Raw genomic sequence first — 18,307 nt, forward strand, 5'->3', positions numbered from 1 at the left:
CGCGGCTTCGCCGCCAATCCCACAGCTTGCGGTTGGCTCTACGACCCAGGCAAGGGCGGCGCCAGCCCCGCGGAACCGGCGGCGGCCGCATCAGGCTCCGAGAACGCCCATCGCCCTTGCCTCGTCGAGGAGCACCTCGGCGACGCGCTCCGGCGCCTCTTCGTGCGCGAGATGGCCGAGCCCGCGGATCAGGGCGACGCGGGCGTCGGGCAGGCGGTCACGGACCGTGAAGGCGGTGTCGGGCAGGATCGCCCGGTCGTCGCTGCCGACGATCAGCAGGGTCCGGGTCGTCAAATCCGGCAAGGCCCGGTGCAGCCCGGCGAGGTCCCAGTTCGCCATCATGCCGAGCGCCCCACGGACGTGGCCGGCCCGGGCGAAGAGCCGCCGGTAGAGATCGACGCCCTGCGGATCGAGCCGCGAGCCGGTCCCCTCGATCAGCCGCTTGGCCGCCGACCGATCGGCCGTCCAGGCGAAAATCTTCGGCGTGAACGGGTTGAGGAACAGCAGCCGGGCCATGCCGGGAAACAGCAGGCTCGCCGCCCCCGGCAGCGGCGCGAGCGCGCCGTTGAGGGCGGCGAGCAGACGCGGCGCGATCGCGCCGTCCAGGCACATCCGCGCCAGCACGGCCGCCCCGGCCGAGTGGCCCGCCACCACGACGGGCGGGCGTCCGAGCGCCGCCACGAGGCCCGCCACCGCCCGCGCCATGCCGGGCAGCGACAGGTCGGCATCCGGCAGGGGATCGGTGAAGCCGTGGCCCGGCAGGTCCGGGGCGATCACGTGGAAATCCTGGGCCAGGAGCGGCGCCAATCCGCGCCAGGAATGCGTGGCCGCCCCGGTCCCGTGCAGGAGCAGCAGCGCCGGCGCCTCGGGCCGGCCGAATTCCTGGACGTGCCAGCGCAGGCCCGCCGCCTCGACGAAGCGGCTCGCCTCCCGGTGCGGCCAATCCCGGCCCTCGACCGCCCAGTCGGGCCGATCCGCGTCGCGCACGCTCAGCACCACCCGATATCCCGCGTTGCACCAAGCTTGAGCGCAGACCGCGCCGATGCGCTATCGTGCTGGGTTGGAAGTATTTCGTAAGACATTGAGATTGCATGCGGAAACCGCATGCCACCGCTGCCGGAAACCCGATTGCTGCGACGCAGCAAAGACGGCATCACGGTGGCGCTCCCAGGCACCGCACATCTCCTACCGACGGAACCGGCCATGATCGTCTTCACCTCCTCGACCCATCACATCGCTGCCTCGACCTCCGGCCGCTGGAGCTTCCGTACCCTGTTCCGCGACATGCTGAACGCCTGGATGTCCCACAACCAGCGCGTCGCCGATCTCGGCGTCGGCATCCATCTCTGATCCGAGCCTCGACCGGGGCCGGCCCGGTCCGGCCCGCGAGGACGCTCAGAGCGCGGCCCGCACCGCCGCGCTGAGCAGCCCGGCATCGGCACGGGGTAGCACAAGGTAGCGGGCAGCCATCGCGTCTGCGACCGCGCGTGCGCCTTCGCCACGGGCACCGGTATCGATCACCAGGGCGGGCAACCCGGCCGCGCGCAGCGCGCGGGCCGCCTGCAGGGCCTCCGCGCCGGCCTTGGCCCGGCCGCCCTCCCCCGAGCGCGCGACGTTGGCGCGCCCATCGGTCAGCAGCACGATGACCGGCCGGCTGCCGCTCCGGCGCACGCCGAGGGCGACCGTGAGCGCCGCGTCGATCCCCGCAGCCAGCGGCGTCCCACCCCCGCCCGGCAGGCCCGAGAGGCCGCGCTTCGCCCGGGTGAGCGAGCGGGTCGGCGGCAGGACCAGCTCCGCGCCGGCGCCGCGGAACGCCACCAGGGCCACCCGGTCGCGCCGGACATAGGCCTCGGCCAGCAGCAACTCGACGGCGCCCTTGGCCTCCGCCAGACGCTCCAGCGCGGCCGAGCCCGAGGCGTCCACGCAGAACACCGTCGTGGTCTCGGTCCGCTGCCGCAGGATCCGGATCCGCAGATCGTCCCGCCGGACCAGGATCGGGCGGGTATCTCCTTCCCCACGCCGTAAGGCCTGCCATGGCGCCGCCGCCCGCAGGGTCGCCAGCAGGTCGAGGCGCCCGCAGCGTGGATCACCCCGCCGGCTGCCGATCGGCCGCCCTTTACGCGCCGCCGCCGGCTGGCCGACCCGTCCGGCCTTCGCGGTCGAGAGGCGCACGCCGCCCGCCAGCAGCTGATCCAGAAGGTTCGGCGGGATCGCCGCGCGCACCGCCTCCAGCACGCGATCCTCGGCCGCGTCAGTTGGCACTGGATCCGCCGCGTCCTCCGCGGCGTGATTCTCCGCGGGCGGCGGGGGCGCAGCCGCGTCCTCCGGCATCGCCGCCTCCGGTCCGGGCAGGCGCGTGGCGCGCGGGGCCAGGACCAGGCGGGCCGCCGCAGTGATCGCGTCCGGGCCGATCGGCTCCCCCGCGGCGAGCGCCCGCGCCACCCGGGCTGCCAGGACCGGGCCGCGCAGGGAAGCGACGCCGAAGGCGTCCGCCAGCCGGCACAGCGTGCCGAGCGGGTCGTCCTCCGGGGCGGGCGGAGCTTCGAGACGGGGCGCCGCTGCGTCGCAATCCGCGATCCCGAGGCCGCTCAGATCGATGCGGAAGGCCAGCCGGTCGGCCAGGGCGTCGGCCACTCTCTCGTCCCCCTCACCCTCGTCGAGCAGGATGAGGCCGAAGCGCGCCGGGTGCTCCGACGCGGTGCCGGTGTCGAGGGCGCCGGCCACGCGGGCCGCGATGCCGGGGGGCAGCCGCTCGGCCATGGGTACGACGATCAGCCCGCCATCGGCCTGTGCCAGCAATCCCGCCCGCGCCACCGGCCGGCCGGCCGCCAGGGTCGCGGCGAGGTCGAGGCCGCCGAGCAGGCTGTCGTCGCCGATCCCCGGCGGCAGCCGGCGCCAGGGCGTCTCCGGGGGAAGCTGCGCCCGCACAGCATCGAGCCAGCGCTCGCGCACCGGCCCAGGCGCCGCCCGCACAACCGCGCCGCCGAAGCCGTGCGGGTCGGTGGCGAGGAGGCGGGCGGCGCGCAGGGCGTCGGGCCAGATGTTTTGGGACGCTTCCGCCTTCCCTCCCCCCTCTGCGGGGGAGGGTGGCCCTCGCGTCAGCGAGGGTCGGGAGAGGGGCGGCGCGACGGCAGCGGGTTTCGCACCCGACGCGCCTCGTCCGGACGTGGCGCTCCCCTCTCCCCCCCTGCTGCGCAGGGTACCCTCCCCCGCAGAGGGGGGAGGGAGCGGTTGCGCAGGCCCCGTCACGAAAACACCTCCGCCAGCGCCCGCTCGACCCGGGCGGTCGAGCCGGATTCATCGAGCGGGTTGCGGCGCAGGCGGTGGCGCAGGGCGGCCGGGGCGACCCGGCGGATATGGTCGTCCGTGACCGACTCGGCGCCGTCGAGGGCTGCCAGCGCCCGTGCGGTGCGCATCAGGGTCAGCTCGCCGCGCAGGCCGTCGGTGCCGAGCGTCAGGCAGAGCTGCGCCGCGCGCTCCAGCGCCGAATCCGGCACCGCCAGATGCGGCAGGCGTTCCCGGGCCAGCAGGATCTTCTTTCGGATCGCCGCCTCGTCGCCCGCCCGGGCGGCGCAGAACCCTTCGGGGTCGCGCTCGTAGGCGTCGCGGGCGCGCACCACCGCGATGCGGGTGGCGATGTCCTGCGGGGTCGCGACCTCGCAGGACAGCCCGAACCGATCGAGCAGCTGCGGGCGCAGCTCGCCCTCCTCCGGGTTGCCGGAGCCGACCAGGACGAACTTGGCGGGGTGGCGCAGGGAGAGCCCCTCGCGCTCGACGGTGTTGACCCCGGAGGCCGCGACATCGAGCAGGAGATCCACGAGGTGGTCCTCCAGCAGGTTCACCTCGTCGATATACAGGAAGCCGCGATTGGCCCGGGCGAGCAGCCCCGGCTCGAACGCCTTCACGCCGGCGCCCAGCGCCCGCTCGAGGTCCAGCGTTCCGACCACTCGGTCCTCGGTGGCGCCGAGCGGCAGGTCCACCACCGGCACCGGCTTCTTTTCGGACTTTCGCCGCGCGCCCGGCAGGCTCGCGCAGTGCGGGCAGCTCTCCGCCGGGCTGTCGGGATCGCAATTGTACGGGCAGCCGGCCACCGCCCGCATCGGCGGCAGCAGGGCGGCCAGCGCCCGGATCGCCGTGGATTTCCCCGTGCCGCGGTCACCGAACACCAGCACGCCGCCGATGGACGGATCCACCGCGGCGATCAGCAGCGCCTGGCGCATCTCGTCCTGCGCGACGATGGCCGAGAAGGGGAAGGTTGGCACGCGCTGACCCGATGCTGGGAGGGGGCATCCGATCCACCCTCCTCATCCTGAGGCTCGCTACTACGCGGGCACCTCAGGATGCGGGAGCGGGTGGGAGAAGGGAACCCCTACTCCGCCGCCTTCTGCCGGAGCCCGATCCGCGCCCAGATCGTGGAGAGCGCCCCGACCAGATGGGCGATGTCGGCATCCGTGTGCAGCGGCGAGGGGGTGATCCGCAGGCGCTCGGTGCCGCGGGCGACCGTGGGGTAGTTGATCGGCTGCACGTAGATGCCGAACTCGTCGAGCAGGGTGTCGGAGATCGCCTTGCACAGCACCGGATCACAGACCATCACCGGCACGATGTGGCTGTCGTTGGGCAGGACCGGGATGTCGGCGGCCTCCAGGGCGGTCCGGACCTTGGCGCAGCGCTCCTGATGGCGCGCCCGCTCGGTGCCGCTGGCCTTGAGATGGCGGATCGAGGCCGCGGCGCCCGCCGCCACCGCGGGGGGCAGCGAGGTGGTGAAGATGAAGCCGGAGGCGAAGCTGCGCACGAAGTCGCACAGCTTCTCCGAGGCGGTGATGTAGCCGCCGTGCACGCCGATCGCCTTACCCAGCGTCCCCTCGATCACGTCGAGGCGGTGGGCGACGCCGTCGCGCTGCGCGATGCCGCCGCCGCGGGCGCCGTAGAGGCCGACCGCGTGGACCTCGTCGAGATAGGTGAGCGCCCCATGGGCCTCGGCCACGTCGCAGATTTCTTCGATGGGGGCGATGTCGCCGTCCATCGAGTACACGGATTCGAACGCGACGAGTTTCGGCCGGGCCGGATCCACCAGAGCGAGCTTCCGGTTCAGATCCTCCGGGTCGTTGTGACGAAAAATGTGGCGCTCGGCCCGGGAGAACCGGATGCCCTCGATCATCGAGGCGTGGTTCTCGGAATCGGAGAAGACCGCGCAGTTCGGCAGGCGCGAGGCCAGGGTCCCGAGCGCCGCCCAGTTCGACACGTAGCCGGAGGTGAACAGCAGGGCCGCCTCCTTGCCGTGGAGGTCGGCGAGCTCCTGCTCCAGCAGCACGTGGTAGTGGTTGGTGCCGGAGATGTTGCGGGTGCCCCCGGCCCCGGCGCCGCAGCGGTCGATCGCCTCGTGCATCGCACCCGTCACCGCGGGGTGCTGGCCCATGCCGAGATAATCGTTGGAGCACCAGACCGTGACCGGGCGCGTGCCCGCCGGGTGGTGGTGCGTGGCGTGCGGGAAGTTGCCGGCGTGGCGCTCGAGGTCGGTGAAGACTCGGTAGCGGCCCTCGCGGTGGAGTCCGGCGATCTCGGCTCCGAAGAAGGTCTCGTAGTCCATGTCGCCTCTCCCCGATTGATTCGCGGGTTGCTCCCGCCTGTGAGGTCGGGTTTCGCACGAGACCAGTTCCAAATTGGTGCGCGCGCGAAATCCTTTCGTGATGGCCGGGTCTACCCGTTGTCTCCCGGCCGTGCCGCGCCGTCCGGATTGCGTGCCGGCAGGCTCCAGCGCCACAGCTCGGCCGAGGGCAGCGGCAGCATCAGGAACCAGTGTTCGAGCGTCGCCAGAGCCATCAGGGTCGCCAGGACGGTGAAGCCGACCAGCTCGTGCGCCAGCAGATCCGGGCCGAGGGCCGCCCGCCCGAGCAGGCCCGCCGCGACGGTCCCGAGGCTCACCGAGACCGGGAACAGCAGGTTCATCGGCTTGCGGGACAGGTAGCAGGCCAGGTAGCCGAGATGGTCCGGCAGGAACTCCGCGTGCAGGTTGCGCACCCCGAGGAACAGGTTGAGCCGCGCCGACAGGTTCATCACCACGAGCGCGCCGTAGGTCCAGAGGGCGATGGTGTTGGCCCCGCCCCAGACCAGGGCCAGGATCGCCAGGCCGCCGACCACGATGGCGAATTCGTGCCAGAGACTGGTGGCGAGCGCCGCCAGGAACCGGTCGAGCCCGCGCAGGCCCGGCGCGCAGGCGGCCGGCTTCGGGCCCGACAGGAAGCCCATGTAGTAGCTCATCTCCTGCCAGCCCCAGACCGCCAGGGCCGCCGTGAACGCCGTGTAGGCCCCCGCCGCGCTGGTATCCTGCGCGCTCAAGCGGATCGCCACCAGGGCGCCGGCGAGCAGCAGGGTCGCGCCGGCCATGCTCCACGGATGCGTGCGCCGCGGGGCGTGGTCGAGCAGCAGGATCAGCCCGGTGGAGAACCACCAGAGCACCAGGGCGTAGGCGACCGGGACGGCGTAGGTCGCCATCCTACCAGACCGGCTGGAGGCGGATATCGGCCGGCAGGGCGTTCGCCTTGACCGGCAGGAGGTAAAGCCGGACGAAGGTTGCGGCCGCGCGCAGCACCTGGGCGCCGTGCTTGAGCTTGCCCAGGACGCCGCCCCGGGCCCGGGCCTCGGCGATCGCCCGGGAGCAGGCGAGCAGCCTGTCGAGCCCGGCCCGGAACTTCGGGTTGTCGAGGTCGAGTTCCAGCGGGAAGGTCTGCCGCGAGATTTCCGAGGTGATGCGGAACACCTTGTAATCGTAGTCGGTCGGGTCGACCCCGAGCGCCGCGTGGAAGGCCGGGCGGTGATGGTCGCGCACATACATCGTGGCGAAGACCGCCAGGAGGAAGAACCGGATCCAGTAGCGGTTCACGCCGCTCGTCAGCTTCGGGTTGGCGCGCATCAGCAGCGCGAAGGCCTCGCCGTGGCGGAACTCGTCGTTGCACCACAGCTCGAACCACTTGAAGATCGGGTGGATGCGCCGCTCCGGGTGCCTCTCCAGCTCGCGGAAGATGGTGATGTAGCGGGCGTAGCCGATCTTCTCCGACAGGTACGTCGCGTAGAAGATGAATTTCGGCCGGAAGAACGTGTATTTCTTGGACTTGGTCAGGAAGCCGAGATCTACCCCGATGCCGAAATCCTTCAGCGTATCGTTGATGAAGCCGGCATGGCGCGCCTCGTCGCGGCTCATGAAGCCGAACAGCTCCTTGATGTCCTTGTTCTTCGCGCGCTTGCGCATCTCGGCATAGAGCACGCAGCCGGAGAACTCGGCGGTGATCGACGACACCAGGAAATCCAGGAACTCCTTCCGCAGCTCGGGCTCCATCTGCGACAGGTCGCAGTCGAAATCGGCGTTGCGAGTGAAGTGGCGCTTGTTCGGGTCGGCGCGCAGCTCGGCGATGAGCAGGTCCCAGTCCCGGCGCACCGGCTCGACGTCGGTGCGGTCGAGCTCGTCGAAATCGGTGGTGTAGAAGCGCGGGCTCAGGAACGTCGTTTCCTGGGCGGCCTTGGTCGATTCGTTGACCGGCGTTTTCGGGACCGGCTGGCCGGAGAGCGGCGGGACAGGAGCGTTCACAGCTTCCTCCTCTCGGAAAAACTGACCTCGTAGAGCTCGGTCAGTTCGAGATGGGCGACGAGCTTCGTCCAGGCACGCTCCAGCAGGCCGGCCCGGGTGACGGTGGCGGTGCGGCGGACGGTAAGCCGCTCGCCGTAGGGCACGGAGGTCGGGGCGTCGTGGACCTGAACCGCGTCGCCGGGCTCGATCTCGAAGCCGGAATCCAGGGTGACGTGCGCGTGCAGGCTCTCGGGCGTCTGCTCGATCTCGATCGTGCAGGGCACGGTGACGGTGCGGCGTGCGAACAGGCCCATCAGCGCGTCTCCGGGCCGGCGGCGGCGAGCAGCCGGGCGAAGGCGCCGGCATTGGTCGGGCCGAAGGCTTCGAGCGGCACCCGGCGGCCGGTGGCGTCGTCGGCGAGCGACAGGCGGCCGTCATCGTAGCGGGTCAGGCTGAACGGCTGTTCCGGGCCGAGGCCGTCGCGCTGGCGGGCCTGGGCGAGGCCCCGCAGGGTCCCGCGCAGGAAACCGTCCTCGCCGGGGCGGATCCAGGCGACGATCTGCCGGTCGGCGGCGTTGCGCAGGGCGATGGAGCCGTCGACCTGGTCCTCGGCGCGGAATTCGAGCCGCGTGACCGGCTTGGCCGCCGGCAGGGCGATCATGCCGATGCCCTCGCTGCGCCCGATCAGGACGGCCAGCATGGCGAAGCCCATCAGCGCCCCGGCGCCGATCATCAGCAGGGCCGGTGCCGGTCCTGCGGCTCGGCCGACGCTCTCCGCCCGCTCGCCCATCGCGCCTCTCCCTATTCGGCCGCGACGAGGCGGCCGGGATTTTCTTGGACCGCCCGCGGACGCGGGACGATCACCGGCCGCACCGTCTGCGACGCCGCGGCATGGGCCTCGACCGCCCGCGCCAGGAGCGCCGCCACCGCGTCCGCATCCGGGACGGAACGCAGCATGGGCTCAGTCCGGGCGATGCGCCAGGGCCGGGCATGCGGCCAGAGCTGAAGGTAGGCGATGCGCAGGCCCGGCCGCAACCGGAGCGGCAGATCCCCGCTCCCATCCGTGAAGGCACGCAACGCCGCACCCTCCACCTGCGCGAAGGGGACGTTGTGGGTCACCGGCAGGGCGATGCCGGTATGCAGCACCACCCGGCGGTCGGTGATCGTGTAGACCGTGGTCCGGTGGCTGAGCCACGCGAACAGCCAGAGCAGCGCGAGCCCGACCGCGCCGACCGCCAGGGTCGGGCCGACCGTGGCGAGCGCCGAGACGGGCGAGCCGGCCGTGAGCCCGAAGGCCAGGGCGCAGGCGGCGAACCAGGCCGCGACCAGGCGGGCGTGATAGACCCGGACCAGCAGCCCCCCGGTGGTCGGGGCCCCCTGCCACAGGATCCGCTCGTTCGCCGGCAGCGGGCCGGGCAACCCGCGCAGGGTGCCTTCGGGGAGGAAATCGCCGCTCATAGCAGGGGCTCCGCCCGGGCCGGGGTGGCGTAGAGCGTGCCCGCGCCGAAATAGGCCATGATCCGCTCCTCCTCCAGGAAGGTGATGCTGTCGGGATCCCGGGTCGCCGGGATGTCGGCGAACTGGGCGGCGAGCAGGGCCTCGGATTTCACCGTCTTGGTGAAGCCGCCGGCCCGGCAGAACGTGGTCGGCATCAGCCGGCGGCCACCTGCGGGCATTTCGACCTCGTAGTAGCGGATCAGCGATTCGCCGCGGTCGACCCAGACGTCGCTGACCACACCCGCCACCGCGTTATCGGTGCCGAACACGGTCATGCCGATCGGGTTCGGGCCGTCCTCATGGATGACGAAGGCCGTTGCGACCCGCAGGGGTACGATCCGGTACTCCTCGTCCCAGGTCTTGTCGTGGACGTCGTGGCGGACCACCCAGGAGCCTGGGCCGACACCGGCCTGGAGGGAGGCCTCGGTCCGCTCGTAGGGCGCGCCGGGCCAGGGCTCGACCTTGCGGGCCGGGATCCCGGTCTCGATGTCGTCCCGGCCCTGCATCGCCTGCGGCGCGTAGGTGGTCTCGCCGCCCGGCAGGTGGAACGCCTTGGAGCGCGGGATCAGGACCGGGTCCGGCGCCTTGCGGCGGCCGACGATCTCGTTCTCCAGCGGATAGCCCTCGCGCCGGTCCTCGCGGCGCAGCCAGAAGACCAGCCCGGCGAAGAAGATGAAGAAGGCGTAGAGCACGACCTGGGCGACGTCGACGTAACCCGTAATGGCGCCGGTTGGCATGGTTGTCCTCCCCGAGTCTCAGGCCGTCCGTTCGGCAAGGGTGCCGCCGAGGCGATCGCGAATCGCCGCGCGCGCATCCTCCCGAACCAGCGGGCCCAGGGCGATCAGGGCCGCGAACAGGAGGGCGATCTCGATGTGGTAGACGATCAGGTAGCCGATCGCGGGCTCGTTCATGCCCTCGCCGAGGACCCCCGACTGGGCGATGGCGCCGCCGAGGTCGCGCACGATGCCGCTCGCGGCGATGGAGATGCCCGCGGCGCTCGCCTGGACGGCACCCCAGGCGCCGAGCGCCAGCCCGGTATCCTCGGGCCCGGCCCGGTTCATCGAGGCGGTGAGCGTGCCGTGGGCGAACAGCCCGCCGCCGAGCCCGATCAGGCTGACGCCGGCCGCGAACAGGTCGGCGGAGGCGAGCGGCGCCGCGAAGACCACCGCCGAGAAGGCCAGGATGCCGATGCCGACGCCGACGGCCGAGACCCGGAACGGGTCGCCGCCGCGGCCGAGCCAGCGGGCGGCGATCAGCAGGCCGAGCCCGCCGCCGGCGGCGAGCAGAGCGGTCAGGGCGGTGGTCGCCCCGACCGAGAGATGCAGGATCTGGCCGCCATAGGGTTCGAGCAGGATGTCCTGCATCGAGAACCCCGCGGTGCCGAGCCCGATCGCCACGAGGCGCCGGCGCGCGGCGCCCTGCCCGGCATAGTCGCGCCAGGAGGAGCGGAAGTCCCGCGCCGGCGCGGCCTGGGCCCGGTTCGGATCGCGGGGTTCCTGCTTCCAAAGGGCGACCCCGTTCAGCACGATGGTGATCAGCGCCGCGCCCTGGATCACCTGGATCAGCCGAACGGGCGAGAAGTGGGCCAGGAACAGCCCGAACAGCAGGGCACTCGCCATCATGCCGAACAGGAGGGCGACGCAGAGCAGCGCCACCACCTTCGGGCGGGCATGCGCCGGGGCGAGATCGGTGGCCAGCGCGAGGCCGACGGTCTGGGTGGTGTGCAGTCCGGCCCCGACCAGCAGGAACGCCAGCGCCGCGGCCAAATCCCCGACCCAGAGCGGGCCGGTGGTGTCGCCCGACAGGATCAGCAGGGCGAACGGCATGATCGCCAGGCCGCCGAACTGGAGCAGGGTGCCGAACCAGATATACGGCACCCGCCGCCAGCCCAGCACCGAGCGGTGCGTGTCCGACCGGAACCCGACCAAGGCCCGCAGCGGCGCGAAGATCAGCGGCAGAGCCAGCATCACGGCGACGATCCAGGACGGGACGCCGAGCTCGACGATCATCACCCGGTTGAGCGTGCCGATCAGCAGCACCGCCGCCATGCCGACGGTCACCTGGAACAGGGCCAGCCGCAGCAGCCGCCCCATCGGCAGCTCGACGGTCGCGGCATCCGCAAACGGCAGGATCGCCGGGCCGAGGCGCATGAGGGCGTTTGTCAGGGCGCGGCCGGATCTCATGCGGGGGTCCCCCCCGTCCCATCCTTCCCCCTCATCCTGAGGTGCGGCGCAGCCGCCCCGAAGGAGGGCTCCAGGGATCGCGCGGCCGGCCGGAGGGCTCCTTCGAGGCCTCCGCTGCGCTCCGGCACCTCAGGATGCGGGCTTTGTTGTGAGGCGCGCGTCAGCGCGATCGCGTTCGACAGGTAGAAGCCGCTGTTGACCCGATGGCTCTGCGCCCAGGTGAAGCCGGCGAGCGCCGGCTCCGAGGACATCCGCCGGCGCAGGCCGCCCTCGGTCACCGGCACGATGGCCGGCGAGCGGTCGCCGCGGGGGAAAAGCTTTCCGGCGGCGTGCATCACGGTGAGCAGGGCCGTGCGCGGCGCCACGGTGAACAGAACCGAGCCCTCGGTGCGGGCGCCCAGCACCGCGAGCGCCCGGACGATGTCGGCGGCGCGATAGTGGATCAGCGAATCCATCGCCACCACGTGGTCGAACCGGCCGAGGCCCGGGTCGAGCATGTCGCCGACGCGGAACGCGATCCGGCCGGGACCGGGGATCGCCGGAAGCCGGTCCCGGGCGAGGCCGACCAGGGTCGGCGAGACGTCGATGGCGACCACCTCGGCCCCGCGTCGGGCGGCCTCGACGCTGAGCGCCCCGGTGCCGCAGCCGGCATCGAGCAGGCGCAGGCCCGCCATGTCGGCGGGCAGCCAGGAGAGCAGCGTCGCGCGCATCGCGTCCCGGCCGGCCCGCACGGTGGCGCGGATCCGGCTCACCGGCGCGTCGGAGGTCAGGCGCGACCAGGCTTCGACCGCGGTGCGGTCGAAATAGGTGGTCAGTTCACCCCTGCGGGTGTCGTAGCTCGCGCCCGCCATCAGTCGAATCCCAAAAATTCGAACAGGTCGCGGTCCTTCATCGGCACGGCCTCGCAGGGCTCCTCGCCGGCCCAGAGCGTCTCGGCGAGCCGCATGTATTCGGCCGTCACCGCGTCGAGCTCGGGAGACGATTCCATCTCGAACAGGGTCGACTTCTTGAGGCGCGAGCGGCGGACCACGTCGAGGTCGGGGAAGTGGGCGAGGCGCTTCAGGCCGACCGCGTCGTTGAACCGATCGATCTCGTCGGTCTTGGCCGAGCGGTTGGCGATGACGCCGCCGAGCCGCACCGGGTAGTTCTTCGCCTTGGCGTGGATCGCCGCCACGATCCGGTTCATCGCGAAGATCGAATCGAAGTCGTTGGCGGTGACGATCAGCGCCCGGTCGGCGTGCTGGAGGGGCGAGGCGAAGCCGCCGCAGACCACGTCGCCCAGCACATCGAACACGACGACGTCGGTATCCTCCAGGAGGTGATGCTCCTTGAGGAGCTTCACGGTCTGGCCGACCACGTAGCCGCCGCAGCCGGTGCCCGCGGGCGGGCCGCCGGCCTCGACACACATCACGCCGTTATAGCCCTCGACCACGAAATCCTCGACGCGCAGCTCCTCCGAATGGAAGTTCACCGCCTCGAGGGCGTCGATCACCGTCGGGGCGAGGCGCTTGGTCAGCGTGAAGGTCGAGTCGTGCTTGGGGTCGCAGCCGATCTGCAGCACCCGCTTGCCGAGCTTGGAGAACGCCACCGACAGGTTCGACGAGGTGGTGGACTTGCCGATGCCGCCCTTGCCGTAGACCGCGAACACCTTCGCGGTCTCGATCTTCAGGTCCGGGTCGAGGGCGACCTGGACGCTGCCTTCTTCCTTCCGGGCGATGACCGGATTGCGGATGGCGATGTTCATGCGGCGACTCCTGTGGTGACGCCTTCGAGACGATCTTCCAGTTCCTCCTCGGCCCGGTCGAGGGCGTCCCGCATCGCTGCGTCGGGGGTCCAGAAGCCGCGCTTGTGGGCCTCGATCAGCCGTTGGGCGACCTTGGCGGAGGCGGTGGGGTTGAGGGCGGCCATGCGCTCGCGCATGGCGGGGTCGAGCACGTAGGTCTCGGTGATGCGCTCGTAGATCCAGGGCTGGACCGCGTTGGCGGTGGCCGACCAGCCGACCGTGTTGGTCAGGTGCGACTCGATCTGGCGCACGCCCTCGTAGCCGTGGCTGAGCAGCCCCTCGTACCATTTCGGGTTGAGCATGCGGGTGCGCGTCTCCAGCGCCACCTGCTCTTCGAGGGAGCGCACGCGCCCCTCCCCACGGGTCTGGTCGCTGATGTAGATCGGCACCGCCTCGCCGCGGGCGCGGGCCACCGCCCGGCCCATGCCGCCGAGTCCGTCGAAGTAATGGTCCACCGAGGTGACGCCGACCTCGACGGAATCGAGGTTCTGGTAGGCCATGTCGACGGAGGCCAGCACCGCCTTCATCAGGTCGCGCTGCGGCGCCGGGCGGCCGTTCCGGCCATACGCGAAACTCTTGCGGCGCGAGAAGGTCTCGCACAGCTCGGCATCGTCGTCCCAGCTCCCCGAATCGACGAGGTGGTTGACGTTGGCCCCGTAGGCGCCCTCGGCGTTGGAGAAGACCCGCAACGCCGCCGTCTCCAGGTCGCAGCCCTGCTCGGCCTGGATCGCCAAAGCGTGCTTGCGCACGAAATTCTTTTCGAGGGGCTCGTCGGCGGTGGCGGCGAGGAAGGACGCTTCCGCCAAGAGCTTGGTCTGGAGCGGGAGCAGGTCCCGAAAGATGCCCGAGAGGGTGACCACCGCGTCGATCCGCGGGCGGCCGAGCGTTTCGAGCGGGATCAGCACCGCACCGCTGAGCCGGCCGTAGCCGTCGAAACGCGGGGCCGCGCCGATCAGGGCGAGCGCCTGGGCGATCGGGCCGCCCTCGCTCTTGAGGTTGTCGGTGCCCCAGAGGACCAGGGCGACGCTCTCAGGGCAGGGTTTTCCGTCCGCGGCGAAGCGCTCGAGGATGCGCTCGACCTGGCGGGCGCCGTCGGCCACCGCGAAGGCCGAGGGCAGGCGGTACGGATCGAAACCGTGGATGTTGCGCCCGGTCGGCAGGATCGCCGGGTTGCGCAGCAGATCACCGCCGGCCACCGGCGGGATGAAGCGGCCATCGAGCGCCCGCAGGAGCGCCGGGACCTCGTGGTCGCGCGCCAGGAGGGCGTCGGTCTTGGCCAGCCCCGCGAAGGCGGCGCGGGTTTCGGTATCCGCCGGCAGCCCGGAAGCCGCGAAGGCCGCCTCGGCGCCCTGCCCCGCGACGAGCGCCGCGATGCCGGCGCGATCGGGCTTGAGCCCGTGCGAGGCCTCCGCGAGGGCGAGCAGCAGGTCGATCCGCTCCGCCTCCGGCACGCCCTCGCCGACCACGTGCAGCCCGTGCGGGATCAGGGTCTGCTCCAGCTCCTGCACGGCGGACCAGAGGCTCGCGACCCGGGCGCCGAGGTCGCCGCTCCAGGCCGGCTCGGCGGGGACGAGATCGACGGCGGCGCCCTGCTCCTGGATCAACCGGGCGAGGGTCTCGCGCTCGGCCGTCGCTTCGAGGTCGAGCCCGCGCCAGCGCTCCATCGAGCTCTTCAGGTCGAGCAGCCCGCGATAGAGCCCGGCGGTGGCCAGGCTCGGGGTCAGGTAGCTCACCAGCGTCGCGGCCGAGCGGCGCTTGGCCAGCGTCCCCTCGGACGGGTTGTTGGCCGCGTAGAGATAGATGTTGGGCAGCGCCCCGATCATGCGCTCCGGCCAGCAGGCCTCGGACAGGCCGGTCTGTTTGCCGGGCATGAACTCGAGCGCCCCGTGGGTGCCGAAATGCAGCACGGCGTCGGCGGCGAAATCCTCGCGCAGGTAGCGGTAGAAGGCCGAGAAGGCGTGGGTCGGCGCGAAGCCGCGCTCGAACAGCAGGCGCATCGGGTCGCCCTCGTAGCCGAAGGCCGGCTGCACCCCGACGAAGACGTTTCCGAATTGCGCGCCGAGCACGAACAGGTCGGCGCCGTTGGTCTGGTGGCGGCCGGGGGCCGGACCCCACTGGGTCTCGATCTCGGCGAGGTAGCGCTCGCGCCGGACATGGTCCTCGGCCCGGATGCGGGCATGGACGTTGGCCTGGGTCCCGTAGCGCTTGGCGTTGCCGTCCAGGATCTTTTCGCGCAGGGCGTCGACGCTCTCCGGGACCTCGACGGCGTAGCCGTCCGCCGCCAGGCCCTTCAGGGTGTTGAGCAGCGAGGCGTAGACCGACAGGAACGCGGCGGTGCCGGTGGCGCCGGCATTCGGCGGGAAGTTGAACAGCACCACGGCGATCTTGCGCGCGGCCTTGGGCGTCCGGCGCAGGGACACGAGGCTCTCGATCCGCTCGGCCAGCCGCGCGACCCGCTCGGGATGGGCGCGCATGTCCCGGGCGTTGTCGCTGCCGGATGCGGCGGAGCGGCCGCCGAACACCATCGGGGCGGTGGCGCCGTCGAGCTCGGGGATCGCGACCATCATGGTCGCCTCGACCGGCGACAGGCCGCGCTCGCCCGCCTCCCACTGCTCGATCGTCTGGAATTCCAGCGCCTGGGCGGCGAGGTAGGGCACGTCGAGCTGCGTCAGCATCGCCTCGGCCGCCGCGGCGTCATTGTAGGCCGGGCCGCCGACCAGCGAGAAGCCGGTGAGCGAGACCAGGGCGTCGATCCGGGCGCGCCCGTCCCGCATGAAGAAGGCGTCCACGGCCGGGCGGTTGTCGAGGCCGCTGGCGAAGGCCGGCACCACGTCGAGGCCCTTGGCCTCGAGGGCGGCGATCACCCCGTCGTAATGGGCGGTGTTGCCGGCCAGCACGTAGCTGCGCATCAGCAGCAGCCCGACCCGGCCGCGCGCCTCCGCCGCGCGCGGCAGGCGGGACGGGTCCTGGCCGATCCGGCCGGCCATGCGCGGGTGGTAGAGGCCGGTCTCGGGATAGTCGAGCGGGGCCGGCGCGGCCGGGCCGTCGCGCCACACGGCGCGCGCGCCGGCGGCGTAGCGATGCACCAGGAAACGGACCAGGGCGGCGACGTTCTCGTCCGAGCCGGCCAGCCAGTATTGCAGCGTCAAGAAGTAGGCGCGCACGTCCTGCGCCGAGCCCGGGATGAAGCGCAGGATCTTCGGCAGCTTGCGCACCAGCGCCATCTGGCGGCCGGCATTGCCCTGCTGGCCGGGCTTGCCGCGCAGCTTCTTCAGGAAGTCCAGGGCGCTGCGCTTGGTACCGCTCATGTCGAAGCGGCCGAGCTTGGTCGTCTTCACCACCTCGCCCGCCGAGAGGCAGCCGACCATCGCGTCGCAGGCGTCGCGGCGGGCCGCGAGGGCCGGCAGGATCGCCCGGACATGCTCGTCCATGAACAGCATGGCCGAGAGCACGATGTCGGCCTGGGCGATGTCGCTGCGGCAGGCGTCGAGGGCCGCGGGATCGGTGTCCCACTCCGCCGCGGCGTGGAAGCCGAGCACCACGCCGGGCATCTCGGACCGCAGGCGCAGGCGCGCCCGCTCGACCGCGCTCGCGAGGTGGTTGTCGAGGGTGACGATGACGACGCGGATCGGCGGCCGGCGCTGCGAGGCGTCCGCCTTCGACGAGCCGGCCTCCAGGCCGGCGGGGAGCGCTCTAGCGGCCATAATGCGCCTTGGCGTCGTAGAGGGTTTCGAGGGTGATGAGCGGCAGCCGCCGCTCACGGGCGAACTTCTCCGTGTTGCTGCGCGCTTTGCCGCGCACGAAGAACGGGATCTTCTTCAGTTCCCGCTCGGCCTCGGGGGCCCAGGGGGCGTCCGTGATCGTGACCGCTTCCTCCAGGAGGATCGGCGCGACTGCCGGGCTTGGGGGCGCCGGGGGCACGGGGGCCGCAACCGGCGGGGCCTCGAACGGCGTGCCGCCGAGATGCGACGGGCCGACGCCGTCGTGGAATTCGGGATCCTCCCGGAACATGCCGAGGAGATGCTCTTCGAGGCCCATCATCAGCGGATGGACCAGGGTGTCGAACAGGACGTTGGCGCCCTCGAAGCCCATCTGCGGGGCGTAGCGGGCCGGGAAATCCTGGACGTGGATTGGGGCGGAGATCACCGCGCAGGGGATGCCGAGCCGCTTGGCGACGTGGCGCTCCATCTGGGTGCCCAGGACGAGTTCCGGGGCGGCGGCGCGGATCGCGGCCTCGACGTCGAGATAGTCGTCGGTGATCAGGGCCTCGATGCCGTGCTCGGCCGCCTCGGCCCGGACCTCGCGGGCGAATTCGCGGCCGTAGGTCCCGAGGCCGACGACGGTGAAGCCCAGTTCCCGGGCGGCCATCCGGGCGATGCCGATCGCGTGGGTCGCGTCGCCGAACACGAAGACGCGCTTGCCCGTCAGGTAGGTCGAATCGACCGAGCGCGAGTACCAGGGCAGGCGCGAGCCGGGCCCGTCGAGGACCGGCGCCGGATCGATGCCGGCCAGAGCCGCGACCTCCGCCACGAAGCGATTCGTGGCGCCGACCCCGAGGGGCACTTCCTTGGTGAAGGGCTGCCCGAAACTCTTCCTAAGATACTCGGCGGCGCTGCGGGCAGTCTCCGGGTAGAGCACGACGTTGAAGTCGGCATCCTTGAGTCGGCCGAGATCGGCCGGGCTGGCCCCGAGCGGCGCCACCACGTTGACGGCGATCCCGAGCGTGTCGAGCAGCCGGCGGATCTCGATCAGGTCGTCGCGGTGGCGGAAGCCGAGCGCGGTCGGGCCCAGGATGTTGCAGAGCGGGCGCTGCCGCGGCTCATCCGGGCTTCGGGGCGAGGCCGGCCCCGCGAGGGCCCGGACCAACCGATAGAAGGTCTCGGACGCGCCCCAGTTCTCCTTCTTCTGATAGGCCGGCAGCTCCAGCGGGATCACCGGGATCGGCAGATCGAGCGCCTTGGCGAGCCCCCCGGGATCGTCCTGGATCAGCTCGGCGGTGCAGGACGCGCCGACGATCATCGCCTGCGGCTGGAAGCGCGCGTAGGCGGCGGCGACCGAGGTCTTGAACAGCTCGGCGGTGTCGCGGCCGAGATCCTGCGCCCGGAAGGTCGTGTAGGTGACGGGCGGGCGGGCATCCCGCCGCTCGATCATCGTGAACAGCAGGTCGGCGTAGGTGTCGCCCTGCGGCGCGTGCAGCACGTAGTGCAGCCCGGTCATCGCGGTGGCGACGCGCATCGCGCCGATATGCGGGGGGCCTTCGTAAGTCCAGAGGGTGAGCTGCAT

General features: G+C 71.8%; 16 protein-coding genes. 1 reads left to right on the forward strand and 15 read right to left on the reverse strand.

The genetic code is table 11. The annotated features are described in order from the left end of the window. Window positions 1-90: 90 nt before the first annotated feature. Window positions 91-996 carry an alpha/beta fold hydrolase BchO gene (gene bchO, locus WYO_RS07720; protein ID WP_039902510.1) on the reverse strand — a complete coding sequence of 302 codons (906 nt, stop codon included), beginning with the start codon at window positions 994-996 and terminating at the stop codon, window positions 91-93. A gap of 207 nt (window positions 997-1,203) precedes the next feature. Between bchO and WYO_RS31490 the strand changes: the two genes are divergently transcribed. Beyond that, entirely contained in the window at window positions 1,204-1,350 is a 147-nt protein-coding gene (locus WYO_RS31490; RefSeq protein WP_163005950.1) for a hypothetical protein, read from the forward strand. A 45-nt stretch (window positions 1,351-1,395) separates the two neighbouring features. On the opposite strand, the gene WYO_RS07725 is transcribed toward WYO_RS31490, so the two are convergent. The 14 genes from WYO_RS07725 to bchB form a co-directional block, all read right to left on the reverse strand. Then, a complete protein-coding gene (locus WYO_RS07725) occupies window positions 1,396-3,042 on the reverse strand; it encodes a magnesium chelatase subunit D (protein ID WP_039902511.1) in 1,647 nt (548 codons plus the stop codon). A 203-nt stretch (window positions 3,043-3,245) separates the two neighbouring features. Next, entirely contained in the window at window positions 3,246-4,262 is a 1,017-nt protein-coding gene (bchI, locus tag WYO_RS07730; RefSeq protein WP_039902483.1) for a magnesium chelatase ATPase subunit I, read from the reverse strand. 107 nt (window positions 4,263-4,369) lie between these two features. Beyond that, window positions 4,370-5,587 (reverse strand): 5-aminolevulinate synthase, encoded by a 1,218-nt coding sequence (hemA, locus tag WYO_RS07735; RefSeq protein WP_007560903.1) that lies wholly within the window; start codon window positions 5,585-5,587, stop codon window positions 4,370-4,372. Between the two features lie 110 nt (window positions 5,588-5,697). Next, window positions 5,698-6,492, reverse strand: coding sequence for a putative photosynthetic complex assembly protein PuhE (gene puhE / locus WYO_RS07740; RefSeq protein ID WP_007560905.1), 795 nt, complete (start codon window positions 6,490-6,492; stop codon window positions 5,698-5,700). Window position 6,493: 1 nt separating this feature from the next. Next, a complete protein-coding gene (gene acsF / locus WYO_RS07745; RefSeq protein WP_007560908.1) occupies window positions 6,494-7,582 on the reverse strand; it encodes a magnesium-protoporphyrin IX monomethyl ester (oxidative) cyclase in 1,089 nt (362 codons plus the stop codon). Further along, the gene (locus WYO_RS07750; protein WP_007560910.1) at window positions 7,579-7,875 is read right to left on the reverse strand and encodes a hypothetical protein; all 297 of its coding nucleotides are present in this window, start codon (window positions 7,873-7,875) and stop codon (window positions 7,579-7,581) included. Before WYO_RS07750 ends, acsF begins: the two co-directional genes overlap by 4 nt. Further along, on the reverse strand, window positions 7,875-8,351 hold the full coding sequence (gene puhC, locus WYO_RS07755; protein WP_007560913.1) for a photosynthetic complex assembly protein PuhC: 477 nt from the start codon (window positions 8,349-8,351) through the stop codon (window positions 7,875-7,877). Before puhC ends, WYO_RS07750 begins: the two co-directional genes overlap by 1 nt. Before the next feature lie 11 nt (window positions 8,352-8,362). After that, the gene (gene puhB / locus WYO_RS07760; RefSeq protein ID WP_007560914.1) at window positions 8,363-9,019 is read right to left on the reverse strand and encodes a photosynthetic complex putative assembly protein PuhB; all 657 of its coding nucleotides are present in this window, start codon (window positions 9,017-9,019) and stop codon (window positions 8,363-8,365) included. Then, window positions 9,016-9,795 (reverse strand): photosynthetic reaction center subunit H, encoded by a 780-nt coding sequence (gene puhA, locus WYO_RS07765; RefSeq protein ID WP_007560916.1) that lies wholly within the window; start codon window positions 9,793-9,795, stop codon window positions 9,016-9,018. Before puhA ends, puhB begins: the two co-directional genes overlap by 4 nt. Before the next feature lie 18 nt (window positions 9,796-9,813). Then, complete coding sequence (locus WYO_RS07770) at window positions 9,814-11,241, reverse strand: BCD family MFS transporter (protein WP_007560918.1); 1,428 nt, start codon at window positions 11,239-11,241, stop codon at window positions 9,814-9,816. Next, window positions 11,238-12,092, reverse strand: a complete 855-nt coding sequence (gene bchM, locus WYO_RS07775; protein WP_007560920.1) for a magnesium protoporphyrin IX methyltransferase — start codon at window positions 12,090-12,092, stop codon at window positions 11,238-11,240. The genes WYO_RS07770 and bchM overlap by 4 nt, the downstream gene beginning before the upstream one ends. Further along, entirely contained in the window at window positions 12,092-12,985 is an 894-nt protein-coding gene (bchL, locus tag WYO_RS07780; RefSeq protein WP_007560922.1) for a ferredoxin:protochlorophyllide reductase (ATP-dependent) iron-sulfur ATP-binding protein, read from the reverse strand. The genes bchM and bchL overlap by 1 nt, the downstream gene beginning before the upstream one ends. Continuing rightward, window positions 12,982-16,728, reverse strand: coding sequence for a magnesium chelatase subunit H (locus tag WYO_RS07785; protein ID WP_007560924.1), 3,747 nt, complete (start codon window positions 16,726-16,728; stop codon window positions 12,982-12,984). Before WYO_RS07785 ends, bchL begins: the two co-directional genes overlap by 4 nt. Next, window positions 16,718-18,307 (reverse strand): ferredoxin:protochlorophyllide reductase (ATP-dependent) subunit B, encoded by a 1,590-nt coding sequence (gene bchB, locus WYO_RS07790; RefSeq protein ID WP_007560926.1) that lies wholly within the window; start codon window positions 18,305-18,307, stop codon window positions 16,718-16,720. Before bchB ends, WYO_RS07785 begins: the two co-directional genes overlap by 11 nt.

Origin of the sequence: Methylobacterium sp. GXF4 (assembly GCF_000272495.1) — a bacterium.
Lineage (GTDB): Bacteria > Pseudomonadota > Alphaproteobacteria > Rhizobiales > Beijerinckiaceae > Methylobacterium > Methylobacterium brachiatum.